Here is a 15,603-nt window from a genome sequence, read left to right as displayed (position 1 = left end):
ATCCACGATCAGTGGATGACGCCGATCTTGCGGATGACCGTGGCCGACCCGCCGGGGGCCTTGACCTTGATGCGGGCGACGTAGCCGCCCTTCGAGACGGCCACGCCGGCGTCGTTGCGGCCGTTCCACGGGACGAAGTTCTGGCCGAGCTTGCCGCCCTCGGCGCCCGGAGGGCAGCTGATGGTCTTGACCAGGTAGCCCAGGGCGTCGTAGATGGAGATCGTCACGTCCGAGTCGCCGTTGAGGATGTAGGTGATCTTCGTCAGGCCCAGGTCGCCGCCCTTGCGCGAGTCGAACGGGTTCGGGAAGTTGCTCACGCCGGTGACGATCTCGGAGGTGATGCCCGTGCCGGCGCTCGCCGCCAGCGGCGACCAGGTCGAGGCGACGCCGGCGCCGCTGATGGCGCGCACGCGATAGCTGAAGAACTGGCCGGGCTTGCGCGGGCCTTCGCCCGCGAAGCTCGGGTCGCCCACGTTGTAGGTGGTCAGGCGCGACGGGATGACGTTGACCGTGCGCCAGATCACCGTCTCGGACAGGCTCTTCGGGTCGCCGCCGCGCTCCTGGACCTCGTAGGCCGCGACGCCCGACACGAACTGCTGAGAGGCGGTCCACTTGACCGCGTAGGTCGGCTTGCCCTGCTCGAGCGGGACGGCCGAGCCGGGCGTGGTCGGGGCCGAGGGGTCCACGCGGTACATCCACATCGGCTGAGGCGGCGACACCGAGCCCGTCGCGGAGACGAACTGGGCGAAGAGGATGGCGCCCGCGTCCGACACGAGCTCTCCGCTGGTGTGGACGATCGGCGCCGAGCCGCGCAGGCCGCGGCCGTTGAACGGCGCCGGGTCGCCGTCCTGATAGAGGACCTCGAAGGTGTTGGAGGTCGGCCCGCGCTTGACGCGCATGATCTCCGAGCCGATGTACACCAGGCCCGAGCCGTCGGTCTTGCCCAGGAGGCCGGTGTTGCTGACGACGGTGAAGAAAGTCGTCTCCTGGGTCAAGGTCTGGGTCAGGCGCGTCACGTTCGGGATCTCCAGCACGAGGTTCGTCAGCGTGGCGCCGGTGATCGGCTCGCTGCCCGCCATCACCCCGTACGAGGCGACGGAGAGCCCGGCGACGTTGACGGCCGTCACCGAGGACCACTTGTGGGTGATGCCGATCGGGTCGTCGTAGTAGGACCCGACGGCGACCTGGTAATAGCCCGACGTGCCCGTGACGGGCAGGTTGAAGGAGAGCGAGCCGGCGCTCTTGGCCCACGCCGAGGGCGACAGGCCCTGGCCGGGGTCGGGCGCCGTCTTCGCCAGGTTGCCCTGGTCGGCGACGTCGAGGCCGATGCGGAAAGACGGCTTGTTCGAGCCGGCCGAGAAGATCACGAGGTCGACGATGCCGTCCTTGTTGATGTCGACGTCCAGGATGCCCGTGCCGGTGAGGTCGGTCGTGGGGTTGCCGTCGCCGAGCAGGGAGACCTGGGTCGGGCGGGAGCTCTCGCCGACCTTGAAGTTGTCGGGCGAGCCGTCGCCGTTGACGTCGATGAGCGGCGGGGAGCCGGCGCAGTTCGCCGGCCACGGGAGGCCGTTCTGGCAGATCCATTTCGTCTGGTTGGGCAGGGGGTTGGCGTTGCTGTCGTAGCAGATGTTGTTGCGCGGGTTGACCGGGTCCTTGCCGTTGTTGCAGTTCGCCGGGTCGACGAGCGCGTAGGCGGGGTAGCCGACGGCCTGGCCCGGGACGCCCGTGCCGGCGCGCGTCATGATGATCGGGGGCACGGCGGAGCTGACCGAGACGCCCGGGACCGTCAGCATGGCGACCAGGAACTCCTTCGACGAGAGCGGCGGGCGGCGGACCGGGTCGGGGGCCGCCGTCAGCGGCGCCCCGCCCGGGTCGATCAGGTCCGTGAAGTCCGCGAGCTGGAAGCCGGCGGTCTGGTTCAGGGTCGTGCCGCCGGTGCGGTCGGTGAAGCCCACGTCGGCGCTGAAGAACATGACCGCGGTCTTCGTCGTCACGCGCAGGTACGGGATCGAGTTGACGGTCAGCGGGACGAGGGCGACGCCGTTGGAGAACGCGCCGGCGGTCGACACCGCGAGGTCCCCCATCAGGGCGTCGGTCGCCGGGGTGAAGACCTTGTCGCCGTTGTCGAGCCAGATCTTGATGCGGGACACGGTGCCGTCGCCGGTCAGCGCCGTCGTCGAGGTCAGGATCGTCCCGGTCTGCTTGATGCGGACCGCGGCGATGTTGACGAAGTCCGAGCTCGTCTGCAGGTTGACCTGCATGATCGGCACGTTGGCGTCGCCCTGGCCGGCGCCGGCGGGCGCGAGCGAGAAGCCGTCGACGGCCAAGGTGATCGGGCTGATCGGAACGTTGCCGCCGACGTACGGATACGAGGTCGAGCCCGTGCCGAGCGGATTCGTGCGCGTGATCCCGGTGAGCATGAGCACGTCCGCGTTGTCGCCGCGGGGCAGGCCGATCCACGAGGGGTCGCGGATCGTCACGTTGACCAGGTCGTTCTGGATGGCCGAGTCGCCGATGTCGTACGCCACGAAGAAGGCCTGCGCGGTCGGGCCGACGAGTTGGTCAGCGTTGAAGGTGACGAGGGTCTGCACGTTCGCGTCGGCGTTCTGGTCGAAGACGTCGACCTTCTTCACCGCCGTCCCGACCGACAAGGTCAGCCGGGGCGTCGGACCCAGGCCGAGGTTGTCGCCGCGCGAGGTCACGTTCACGCAGGGCTTGCCCGTGACGTTGTCGATGCCGGGAGTGAACGCGCCCTGGCAGCCGGGGCCGGAGTACGTCATCAGCTCGGCGCTGTTGACCCAGAGCCGGCCGCCGGTCATCACGTTGGAGTTGTCCAGCGGGAAGCCCTTCGTCGAGGCCACGACCAGGTCGAACGGCGGGCTGGTCGTGCTCGACACCGCGACCGCCAAGGTCGTGTTGGCCTCGGAGATGTTGACGTCGTTGAGGTCCAGCGTGTCGTCCTGGTTGATGTCCTTGAAGATGCGGACGAACTTGACGTCGGTGTTGCGGCCGAGGGGCTTGGCCGGATCCTGGGAGCCGCCGCCGCGCTCGAGGCGCAGGGCGCGCCAGGGCGCCAGCGCGATGTCGGTCGTCATGCTGAAGCGCAGCAGCGACACGTTGGTCTGGGCCTGGGTGACGCCGCGGATGCCCGCCGCGATGTCGCTGACGCCCATGACGACCCGTGAGACGACCTTGGTGACCTGGAGCAGCGGGTTCGAGGTGAAGCTCGTCTGCGGGAGGAGCACCGTGTTGGGCACCTGGACCGTGACGAAGGTCGGGTCGAGCATCGCGACGCCGAGGCCGTTGCCCTCGGCGGCGAACTGCGAGATGTCGTAGGTCAGGAAGTAGTCGGCCGGCGTCGTGCTGACGACGATCGGCTGCTTCAAGGTGATGTTGACCGTGCCCGAGCTGAACGTCTCGTTGCCGAACGAGAGGAGGTACGGGCGGTCGCCGAGGGCGGTCACGGTCGAGTCGGCGGGATCGAAGACGGTGTTGGCGTTCGCGTCGGACCAGATCTTGAGGATGGTGACGTCGCTGTCGAGCGAGCCGGCCGTTCCGGTCCGCGTGAAGCGGAGCTTCTGGACGAGCGCGGTGTTCCGGTCGGTCTTCATGTTCAGGCGCAGCATCGCGACGTTCTTGTCGTTCTGCTTCGCCGTGTTGCCCGAGATCTGGTCGAAGGTCACGGTGACCTGGTTGACGGTCGGGCCGATGACGAAGGTCGGGCTGGCGATCGGGGCCGTGCCGACGAACACCGTGGAGTGGTTGGCAAGCACGGGGGTCAGCTTGAAGCGCGCCGGATCCGTCACCGAGACGCCCACGACCTCGTTGGGAGGCGTCAAGGTCGGGTGCGAGAACTTCGCCGCGGGCGAGACGTCGAACGCGACGTAGAGCGTCGTCGGCGTGGACGTGACGATCATGTAGCCCGGGTTGCCGATGTTCGGGTCGCTGATCGGCACCGTCGCGCGCCCGGAGGTGTCGGGCGGCGTGCCGAAGCGCGCCTCGCCGAGCGGGATGTCGCCGGCGTTGATGCCGGTGGCGGGATTACGCTTGTAGATCCCGTCGATGGACTTGTAGACGCGGATGGCGTTCAGGTCGGGGTCGTCGCCGTTGAGGCTGGTCGGCAAAGTACGGTTGAAGCGGATCTCCGACATCTGGACCTGGAAGGCCCCGGTCCACACGTCCAGGCGCATGGCCGCGACGTTGTTGTCGCCCTGGTTGACCGTCGGGGACACGACCGCCCCGGTCGAGTGCGCCGCCGGCGGGCTGTTCAGTGCGCCGCGCTCGACGTTCAGGATCGCGGGAACGGCCGCGTTGAAGGCGGTGTAGCCGACGATCTCGCCGTCGACCAGCGCGTACGCCGTGGCGCCCGGCAGCGGCGACGGCAGGCCCATGGTCGAGGTCAGGATCCACGACGACTCGACCGTGCCGGCGGGCAGTGCCAGGACGGGGCTCGTCAGCAGCGGCGCCGGGAAGGTGCCGCTCGAGGTGCTGAAGTACGGCGTCGCCTTGACGTACATCGTCTGCGGCGCCGCGACGATGTCGCGCGTCATCGAGTAGAACGGCAGCGGAGAGGCCGGGTCGTAGCGGTTGGGCAGCGCCAGGGCGTTCTGGAACACGTTGTCGTTGACCGGGTCGTTGGTCGGCAGCGAGCTGGGAAGGATGCCGACGCCCAGCGAGCGGGGCTTCTGGGTCAGGGGGTCCGTGGGCAGCGCCGTCTCCGAGATCTTGTAGACCACGAAGTAGCGCTGCGGCTGGGAGGCCAGCGCGGCGGTGACGATCTTGCGCGCCGGATTGAGGTTGATCTGGGAGATCAGCGGCAGGCCCTGGTAGTTGCCGAAGGTGCCGGAGCCGACGAGGATGTCGCCGCTGGGCGGGTTGAACAGGCCGTCGTTGTTGGCGTCGTACCAGAGCTGGGTCTCATCGACGTCGCCGGCGACCGCGCCGCCCGACGTCGCGGTCCCGGTCGCGTAGACGAGCAGCCAGCGCCACGGGGCGTCGGCGACGTCCGTCTGCACGAGGATCGAAGCGACCGCGACCGAGCTCTTCTGCTGCGCGTACGGGCCGATCAGCCCGTCGACCGCGTTCGACGAGGTCACTCGCACGAAGTCGGCATACTCGGATATCCTGGGAACGAAAGACGCGGAGCGCCCGCCGGCGCTCGGCAGGGCCACGTTCAGCGTCGAGATGGTCTTCGGATCGCGGATCTGGATGTAGGTCGTGTTCGGGATCGCCAGGCCGATGTTCGCCTGAGTCGACACCGTCGCCAGCGGGTTCAGGTCGTAGGTCACGAAGTAGTCGAGCTTCACGGTCTCGATCACCTGGCCGCCGCCGCCGACCAGCGCCTGGATCGGGATGCGCGCCGGGCCCGACAGGATGGTGCCCGTCGAGTACGCCTGGGGAGTCGTGCCTTCCTGGCCGCGCAGGCAGTTCGTGTAGATGCCGTTCGTCTGGTCCAGGCCGCGGCAGAGGACGACCTCCTTGAGCAGCTCGTCGGTCTGGGCGTCGTTGAGCACGAGGCGGCTGACCTGGTCGTTCGGGAACGGGTTGTCCGCCGGGAACATCAGGCCGATGTTGCTCACGTAGATCGACGTGTCGGCGGGCGCGACCGCCGTGGAGATGATCGCGGTCGGGAAGACGTGAAGGGTCGAGTTCTGCGGGCTGACCTGGGTGTCGGTCGAGGTCGACAGCAGGCCGTCGCCGTCGCGGTCGAGCCAGACGCGGATGTTGGCCACGTCCGCGGCCTTGTTCGTCGAGATGTTGCCGTTGTTGACCACCGAGGGCAGCCAGCGGTCGAGCTTGAGGCCCGTCCACTCCGCCGCGCCCGAGTTGACGCGCAAAGTCATCTTGGCGACGGGCTGGTTCTTGTCGTTCTGGCTGACCGTCGAGGGGAGGGCGTCGGTCTGGGTGCTGCCGACGACGCCCTGGCGGTTCCAGTCGGTCAGCACGACCTGGTCCGGCGTCGCGACGACGGGGACGTCCGTCGAGGTGAACTGGGCGAAGCTCGTGTTGATCACGCCGTTGCCCGCCAGCGGGACGATCTGGGAGTTCGTGACCTTGGCGCCGTGCCTCTGTCCCGGGGCGGCCGAGGGAGAGATGTCGAACGCCACGAAGTAGGTCCTCGTCGAGGTCAGGATCGTCCCGTTCAAGCCGGTGGGATCGTTGAGGACCAGGGAGACCTGCCCGGTCTCGCCGGACGGGAAGGTCGCCTCGGCCACCTGCTTGTCGATCGAGAAGTTGAACTCGCCGTCGCCCGGCGTCGAGAGCTGGTTGGGCGGGGTGTCGAGGTACAGGCGGACCTTGCTGATGTGCTGGTCGAGGCCTCCGCCCTGGTGCGACAGCGTGATCTTGGAGAGCACGCCGGCGAACGCGTCGGTCCACATGTCGAGCTGCATGACGCCGACGTTGGGCTCTCCCTGGTTGACGTAGCTGTGGCTCGAGGCCTGAGTGTCGCCCGGCGCCTGCCACCAGGCGTTGATGTCGGAGGCCGCGACGTTGATGCGCGCCGGCTGGCGCTCGACCGAGGAGGTCGCCGTCTGGATGGCGAAATTGTCGGCCGCGATGCGGACCTGGAGGCCCGTCGCCAAGGTGACCTTGGACGGATCCTCGAGCCGGAGGCCGAAGCTCCTCGGCAGCTCGTTGGACGCGTAGCCCGACGTCGCGATGCGCACGGTCAGGAAGAAGTTCCGGTTCGTGTTGTTGATCACCGTATTGACGGGGTCGGCCACCTCGAGGGCGGTCTGGCCGAAAGCGGCGCTGCCGAAGAACCACTCGCCCGTGACCAGGGCGTCGTAGGCCGCGGTCGCGAGCAGCACGTCTCCGGCGGGCGGGGCGTCGAAGCGGCCGTTGGTGTTGGCGTCGTACCACAGGCCGAGCTCGGTGATCTTCAAGGGATCGAAGTTCCCCGCCGGGTGCTTCTGCACCCGCAGCGCGCTGAGGCTCGACGACAGCCCGGACGACTGCGTCGCGGCGACCTGCATCGACAGGCGCAGCATCGCGATCGGGTCCGGGGAGTCGACCGGGTCGTTGCCGTCTCCCTGGTTCAGGACCTTCTTGGTCACGCCCGCCGCGATCTTGTCCGCCGGGATCGGGCCGGCGGGGGGCGGGTTCGACTCGGGAGCGATGTCCTTGGGCGTCACGACGATGCCGACGAGCTCGACGTCGCCGTCGGAGCGCAGCGCGACGTTCGTGGGCAGGCCCGAGCGCGCGCTGTCCTCGGTGAAGCCGTACAGCGCGGGGTTGTAGTAGTCGCTCGTGCGGACCTTGAGCACCTCTTGGACGTTGTCGATGACGGTGAGGTTGGAGAAGACGCCCGCCTCGGCGGGGGTGAAGACGTGGTAGGTCGAGATCGCGATCGAGTCGCGCAAGGTGACCGTGTCCGTCGAGCCAGAGCTGCTGAAGGTGATGACACCGGTGTAGTAATTGCCGTTCTGCGCGTCGCCGGCCGCGATGTTGCCGAACTGGTCGCGGACCTTGACGGCGATCGTGCCGGAGTTCGTGACCGGCAGGGGAGCCGCGGGGGTGTACGGATGGTGAAGAGTCATGTAGTACGCCGGTCCCGGCGTGATCGTGTGGACCTGGCTGATCGGCGCGAACACGTCGTTGCCGCCGAGCTTGGCCTGGGCCTGGACGGTCGTGCCGCCGGTGATCGTGTCCCAGAGGTACATCGGCGCCAGCGAGAGGGACGCGCCGCCGGGGATCGACACGTCCAGCGCGAGGGAGTTGAGGTTGCGCCAGCCGACCGGCGCCGACGTGACGATGACCGCGGTCGGGTCCACGCCGCCGTAAGGCGTGAGGTCCGGGCTCGTGTAATGGATCGTGAAGGTCGCCGTCGAGGTCGTGACGTTGCCGAACATGTCGCGAAGCTCGGCGGCGATGACCGTGTTCGTCGGCACGCCGAGTTGGTACTCGACGGTCGTGCCGGCGATCAGGCGGCGCGGCGGGTTGTACCAGCCGATCTGCGCGGGCTGGCCGGGGAGGACCGTGTAGCTGGCGCGGCCGATGTTCCAGGTGTCGTAGGTGATGCCGGCGGCCGTGATCTCGTGCGTCGAGCCGGTGGTCAGCAAGGTATCGATCAGGTAGAAGCTCGTGGCCGACTGGTTGACGAGGATGTAGGCCACCGCCGAGGTGCTGATGAAATTGCCGGGCGTCGGGGTCGAGAAGGCGATCTGGCCCGCGGAGTCGGACTCCAGGCGGACCTGGACGTAGCCCAAGCCCAGGTCCTGTCCGGGGCGCACCGCCGAGGGGTTGCCGTAGTAGTCGCGCGCCTCGACGATGAAGACCTGAGAGGTCGCGCCCGCCTGCAGGGCCTGGCCGGCGCCGGTCGAAACGGCGAGGCCGTCGATGGCGTCGGACAACACGGACACCGCCTGGGCCGAGCCGACCAGGCCGGGGACGGCGAGCGCGAGGGTCGGCGAGCCCGGCGACGGGTAGACGTTCGACGCCGTCGTGTCCAGGTAATAGAAGGTGGCCTGGTAGGCCCCGATGGGTATGTCGACGGTGGTCGTCGACGCGGCGAAGGACGGCGCGGAGACGCGCGAGCCCGCGAACGAGTCGCTCGAACGGGAGAAGGCCATGTAGTCGTTGACGTAGGACGGCCGGCGCGACGTCGTCGACAGGGTCACGACCAGGGGCGCGGTGGTGACCGCCGGGTTGGCGAAAAGGTCCTGCAGCTGCGGGCGGAATACGCCCGGGTTGTTCGAGAAGTCGACGACCTTGCCGGCGACCAAGGTCTGCACGGGGTTGCCGAAGGCGACCGTCTTGATCACGTCGGGGTCCGCCCGCAGCGAGTGGGTCGCCTTCACGGCGGTGCCGACCTTCATCTGGATCGACCACCGGCCGGGGCGGCCGCCCTCCGCCGTGTTCGACGACGGAGCCACGCCCGAGTACGAGCTCATGCGGTCGTGATAGCGGAACGTCGTCTCGGCGCCGGTGAAGCCGGGGTCGATCGAGAAGCCGGTGATGAACTGCGTGTTCCCCGCGTCGCGGAAGCCGTAGTCGCCGATGTTGCCGAACAGCCCCAGGTTGTAGCCGCGCGCGGTGTGCACCGCGGTCTCGGCGACCGCCAGAGAGATCGGGGTCGTGCCGAAGCGCGTGACGTTGCCGAAGTCGTCGAGGCGCTGGATCACGTAGATGCCGCCGGCGCCCGCGACCTCGTTGATGCCGACCGTCACCGCGGTCGGCGTGGTGACGAAGACGATCTGGCTGGCGGGTCCGCCCACGGTCACGATCGCGCCCGAGATGTCCTTCTGGGCGGCGATGAAACCGGCCAGGTTGGAGGGCGCGGTCATGGTGCCGATCCAGATGCGCGCCGAGTCGCCCGCGTTCGAGGAGACGAAGTAGCGGATCGACGTGCTGATGCCGACCTGGCCGAGGGCGTCGCTGATGACCGTCGTCGAGTAGCCGACGTCCACTCCGCCGATGGAGAGGCGGCCCGACGCGCCGACGGTCGAGACGACCTCGACGTACACGGTCTGGGTCGAGGTGATCGGGTTGTCGAAGGCGTCCGTGAGCTGGCCGGTGATCGCCAGCGAGCCCGGCGCGCTCGGCACCAAGGTCCCGGCGTCCTGCTCCACGTCGGCCGTGGGCGTGACCTTGATCGAGTCGGGAGCCGCCGGCGCGACGGTGATCAGGGGCCGCACCGAGTCCCCGCCCATCTCGCTGGTCAGCGCCGCGTTCAGCGTCTCATGGGCCTCGACCCAGCGCACGCCGGCCTTCTTCAGAGAGAGGAAGCCGGGGAGGGACTTCGAGCCCTGATCGGTCGTCGAGGAGAACAGCACGCTCGACGGAGCGAAGGTCGGGTCCTGGTTGCCGCCGAACAACTCGGCCTTGAAGGTGACGTTGGAGCGGTAGGCGTTCGGGCCGGTCGACAGGACGTTGTCGTACTGGTCGTGGGCGGTCAGCACGCCGCTGAAGGTCACGCCCGCGACGGCGTTCGCCGGCAGGCCAGACCAGACGAGATGGTTGATCGGACCGGGCTGGACCGCGAAGGCCGCCGAGGCGGCGGTGGAGAAGGTCACGGCCGAGGCCGACGTCGTCGTCGCGATGACGGTATAGGCCGTCGCCGCCCGCAGCGGCGAGAAGTTGAACTGGCGGTTGCCCAGGATCAGCGCGGCCGCCGCCGGGACGCCCGCGACGGGGTCCGAGGGGTAGGACAGGCGCACCGTCGGCATCACGGCCGGCGGGTTGGTGTCCTGGGACGGGCCGACGGCGATGTCGCTGACCGGGTTGTAGAACTGGTCGACGAGCCAGACGTCGGCGGTCATGGCCGGCGAGGCGACGATGTACTGGTTCGGCGTGCCGTCCTTGCCGGCCGCGCCCTCGGCCGGGAGCAACGTGCGGCAGACGACGCCGGGTTGAGTGTCGCACTTGCCGGGCTTCTGCGTCTCGCCGGGCAAGGTCACCTGCAGGCCGACCGCCGTCGACGCGAAGACTCGGAAGGGGATGGACGCCGCCGCGGGCGACTGCGCGAGACAGACGTTGGAGGGGCCGTTGGCGGTGCAGACGCGGTCCGGCGCGGTGTCCTGCGGCGCGACCAGGACCGTCGCGCCCGCGGTCTTGGTCACGAAATTCAGGGCGACCGGCAAGGTGCCGCCGATCAAAGCCGAGGTGGACGGGTCGATGTCGTACTGGTCGTTGGTATTAAGGTAGACGAGCGGCCGCGCGCCGGCGGGCGAGAGGTTCATGTAGCGGTCGACGAGGTTGACCGTGCCGGCCAGCGGCGTCCCCGCCGTCGGCGTCGAGATCACGCCCGCGGCGCCGCCGTTGGGATAGTCGCCCGAGCCGGGGACCGCGGTCTGGCCGGCGAGGAGCAGTTGAAGGCCCATGGGCGCGGCCGGGAGCACGGTGAAGGTCGAGGACTGAGGATCGCTCGACAGGCCCGAGGCGCCGAAGTCCGAGGCGGAGAGGTAATGGCCCGTCGCCGCGCGACGCAGACTCACCGTCATCGGCGCCGTGTAGCCCGCGCCGACGTTGATGGCCGCGGTCGATACCGAGGGCGCGTACGGGTCGGTGGGGGCCGAGATCAGCACGTCCGCCGGGCGGCCGGGGACGAGGTTGAAGAAGCTGTCCACCACGCCGACCTGGACGTCGAAGCCCGTGCCCGCCGTCTGCGCGACCGGCGTCCCCCCCTTGCCCGTCGGAGAGCCCTGGCTGAACGTCTCGCCGGGCAGGACCGCCACCAGTCGCGACGGCGTGCCGGCGAGGACCGTGATCGCCGTCGAGCTGTCCTTGGACACGGTGGGCAAGGACAGGTCGTCGACCATCTCGGCGCGCAGGATGGTCGAGCCCGCGCGCTTGAGCGTGACCGAGTAGGTGCCCGAGGTCGTGACCACCTGGGTCGTCGGGACGATCACCGCGAACGGGTCGTCGGCGACGAGGCGGATCTGCTGGGTGACGCCGGGCGTCAGGTTCCAGAAGGCGTCGGCCAGGTCGACCGTCGCGTTGAAGGCGAAGCCCGCCTGCGCCGTGTGGATCGGGCCCGAGCGGCCGTTCGTCGTGGAGCCGGGCACGCGCGACTCGGCGGGCGTCAGCACGCGCAGGCGCGTCGGGTTGTTGGCGAGCAGGTCGAAGCCGCCGGAGACGCCGTTGACGGGCAGGGGGTCGGTGCCGCCGCCGCCGTCCGTCGCGGTGAGCACGCGCGTGCCGGCCGTGCGCAGCAGGATGCTCGGCACGCTCGCCGCGCCCGAGTTCATCGCGAAGCTGCCGACCGCCGAGGCGAACGGGTCGTCGGCGGTGACCACGATGGTCGGCTTGGTGACCGTGCTGACGACGTTGTAGCGGGAGTCCGTCGCGTACACGGTCGCCGGGAAGAACACGCCGGCCGTGGACTGCGTCGGCACGCCCGTCACGCCGAAGGGCGCGACGGTCTTGCCCGGGACCAAGGTCTGCCCGTTGAGAGCGACGATCATGCGGTCGGGCGTGCCGGGGACGACCGTGATCGTGGACACGCTCTGGCCGGTCAGCGGAGGGAGCACGTCGTTGTCCACGCCGGAGACGACGAGGTTGCCGGTCGCCGCGCTGGGCAGGAAGCCGGCGAAGATGGTCTGGCCGAGGGCCAGCGACTGCGGCGCGGGGACCACCGCGTACGGATCGTTGGAGGAGAGGCGGACCGAGCGCCCGTCATTGGCGCGGTTGTTGTAGAGGTCGACCGCGCGCAAGGTCACGTTATACGAATTGCCCGCGATGAGGCCCGAGGCGCCGCCGGTCTTGCCGGTCACCGTGCCTTCGGCGTAGGTCTCGCCCGGCATCTGGACGAGCAGCGACTGCGGGACGTTCGCGTCCACGGTGATGCCCGTGACCGTGTCGGTGCTGTAGTAGGTGCCCGTGAGGTTCGTGTCGATGACGCGCAGCTGGAACCCCGCGCTGCGCGTGACCGGGATGAAGGAGAAGGTCGTGGTGCCCGCGTTCAGCGTGCGCTGGTACGGGTTCGGCGACAGGCCGCGCCCCTGGATGTTCGGATCATTCAGGAAGTCGAGCTGGGACAGGGGCATCGTGACGCTCGCGGTCTGCGTCATGAACGGCGTGGTGGCCCGCACCACGTTGTAGTAGTTGTCGACGAGGTTGATCGTGATCGTCGTCGTCACGCCCGCCGTCAGGAGGGCCGGCGAGGAGGTCAGGCGCCCGCCCGTCGTCGGGTTCGCGGTGTAGGGAGGCTTGCCGGGACCGGCGGATTGGCCCTCGACGAGCATCTGCAGCTTCGTCGGCGGCGCCCACCAGACCTTGAGGGGCGAGGGCGTGTAGTACACGGAGGTCGCGCCCGGCAGGGAGGCGGACTGGACGGTGAAGCTCTGCGTCCCGGCGACGACCGGGGTGAAGACGAAGGTGGTGGCGCCGGACTGCAAGGCCTGGCTGAGCGAGCCCGTGAACGAGTCGGTCCAGAGGCGCGCCGTCACCGGAATGGCGATCGTCGCGTCGCCGTTGTAGAAGGGGTCCACCGCGTACACGCGCAGGGCGATGGTCGAGCCGGCCTGGACCTCGTCCGCCGCGCCGTAGGACTTGCCGAACGGCGCCTCGGAGAACTTGCCCTGCACCCGGGTCTCGTTGGGCAGCAGCGCCAGCAGGCGGTCCGCCGCCCCGCCCACGACCACGACCGGCGTCGCCGGGTTGGCCGCGTTGGGGGTCACGCCCGAGCCCGTGGACGTGACCACGTGGCCGACGACGTCCGCCGTCACGAACACGCGGCTGAAGCTGACCGAGCCGGGCACGACGAGGTACTGGTCGGCGCTCACCGCGGCGTTGTTCACGTCGCCGTCCGTCACGTAGACGATGGTCGTCGAGTCGGAGTCCAGGTTGTAGAAGTCGTCCGTGATCTGGGCGCAGTAGGTCACGGTCTGGCCGGCCGTGCGCGTGCGCGGCGCGCCGGAGCGGCCCTCGGAGCCGGCGGTGACCACGCCGGGCGCCGGCTGCTGGCCCAGCGGGTCGCAGTCCGCGATCAGCTGGACGCGCGTGCCGACCTTGCGCAGGGCGGTCAGGTTCGCGACGCCGAACAAAGCCGAGTTGTCGGTCTGCTCGGCGCGGAACAGGCGCGGGCCGGCCTTGCGCATGCGGATGGTGAAGCTGTGCGTGCCGTTGTCGCCGCCGGTGCCGGTCGTGAAGGTGTAGTTCGCCGGCAGGCCGTGCAGGTCGTCCTGCGGGTCGGCCGTGTCCGGCGTCTCCGGCCCGGCCGCGCCGTCGAGCAGGAACTTGACCGTGCCGCTGTAGCTCGACGCGACGCCGCCCGTGCCGTTGGGACCGTCGCGCGCGGTCAAGGTGACCGTGACGTCGTTGCCCACCGTGCTCGGGTTCGAGGAGACGACGACCGAGAAGCTCTGGGCGACGCCCGAGATGAAGAACCGGGGGCCGCTCTGGACCACGCTCTGCACGTTGCCGGCGTTGTCCTTCGCGCGTATCCAGGCGACGTAGGGGTCGCCGCGGACCCAGCAGGGATCGGTCGGCATCGGCCGCGGGCAGGTGAGGCCGTCGTACTGCCAGTTGCCGAACGCGTCGGTGAAGGTCGCCGGGACGTAGAGCGGGCCGCCCGCGCTCGCCACCCAGGTCGAGCCGTTCCAGAAGAAGCCGGTGCCGTCATAGCCGCCGAAGGCCACGGGCCCGCCGCCGATCAGCGGCGCCGTGTCGCGGAACACGACGATGTCCACGGCGCCCTGGTGCCAGCCGAGGGAGGGCACCACGCCCGCGCCGCCGCCGGAGATGCCGGAGGTGAAGTTCGGGTCGCTGGCGCCGCCGATGAGGATCTTCGTGTCCTCGTACGTCGTCAGGTTCGCGGGGTTGGTGACGTTCGAGTCCGGGGCGTCGAGGTCGAACAGGAAGCGCGAGGAGCCGATCGTGGACTGGACGTTGCCGACGTTGTCGGTGGCCGACGACTTCACGATATAGTGGTGCTGCGTCGTGAAGGACAGCGAGCCGTTCGTGAAGGTCCAGGACGAAGCGAACAGGTTGGCCGGCAGGATCGGCAGCCACACCTCGGGGACCGAGGTGAAGGTCGTGCCGTTGAAGTACCGCGTCGTGTCTTGGTCGAGGATCGAGAGCGCGACGGAGGCGACCGTGCCCACGTCGTCGGTCGAGCTGCCGGACAAGGTGACCAGCGAGCGGTAGGCCGAGTTGTTGATCGGAGCGACGGGCGCCGAGACGGGCGGCACGTTGTCGAAGCGGAAGGTCCGGGTCGAGTAGACGACCTGGTTGTTGCCCGCCGCGTCGAGGGCCGCGGTGATGATGTTGAAGAGCTTGCCGTTGCCGCCGTCGTGCGTGCCCTCCTTCCAGGCGTAGTTCAGGGTTCCGGGGTTGTTGAAGTCCGGGTTCTGCGTGGAGTTGTACGCCCACGGGTTGATGGTGGCCGCGGGGCCGGCCGAGCCGCCGATGGAGGCGAAGCCGGGGTCGCCCGGCGCCCAGTGCGGCACCGCCGGGCTCCAGTAATAGGTCGTGGGTCCCGTGACGTACCACATCTTGATGCCGACGTCGGTGATCGGCGAGGTATTGTCCGTCGAGGTGCCGCCGATGACCGCCATCGTCGAGTAGGTCACGCCGTCGTTGGGCGGGTACAGGACGTAGGAGCCGGGCCGCGTCGCGTCGAAGCTGAAGGTCGAGGAGGCCGTGGTGTAGTTGCCGGCGGCGTCGAGCGCCTGGGTCTCGACGCGCAGGCCGCTGTCGCGGTCGGGCCAGGTCACGGCCGAGGAGTCGTAGCGCCAGGTGAAGATCCCCGACGCCGGGGTCGAGTCGATGGCCGTGTTCCACAGGTCCGGGAAGCCGGGGAAGGCCGAGGTCACCCAGCCGGTGCCGTTCACCCAGTACTGGTTGAGCGGGATATCGTAGATGCGCACGCGGGGGAAGGTCACGTTGAACGCTCCCGGCGCCTGGTCCTCGGCCGTGCCGCTGATCGTCGGCAAGGTCTTGTAGCGCGAGCCGTTCAGCGGCAGGATGTTGGCCACCGCCGGCGAGGACACGTCGAAGCGGAAGACGTTCGCCGTCGTCGCCGTCTGCGTGTTCGCGGCGAGGTCGAAGGCCCGCGCCGAGATCTCGTACGCCTTGCCGTCCTCGAGGCCGCCGGGCAGGTTGCTCGCCGGAGGAAGCTGGGTGTTCTTCGTCCACGGGGAGCCGGCGACCGAGGTCAGC

At 69.3% G+C, this 15,603-nt stretch carries 1 protein-coding gene (cut by a window edge); it reads right to left on the bottom strand.

Going from position 1 to position 15,603, the window contains the following annotated elements; genetic code table 11:
* Positions 1–8: 8 nt before the first annotated feature.
* Positions 9–15,603: the 3' end of an Ig-like domain repeat protein gene (locus HYV14_00080; GenBank protein MBI2384387.1), read on the bottom strand. The gene runs 18,194 nt beyond the window's last position; the window shows 15,595 of its 33,789 coding nt (coding positions 18,195–33,789); its start codon lies beyond the right edge, outside the window; it ends in the stop codon at positions 9–11.

The sequence above is a fragment of the Elusimicrobiota bacterium genome, from assembly GCA_016182905.1.
In the GTDB taxonomy this organism is placed as follows: Bacteria; Elusimicrobiota; Elusimicrobia; order UBA1565; family UBA9628; genus GWA2-66-18.
Note: the sequence above shows the minus strand (reverse complement) of the source record. Positions and strands in the feature narration are given on the sequence as shown.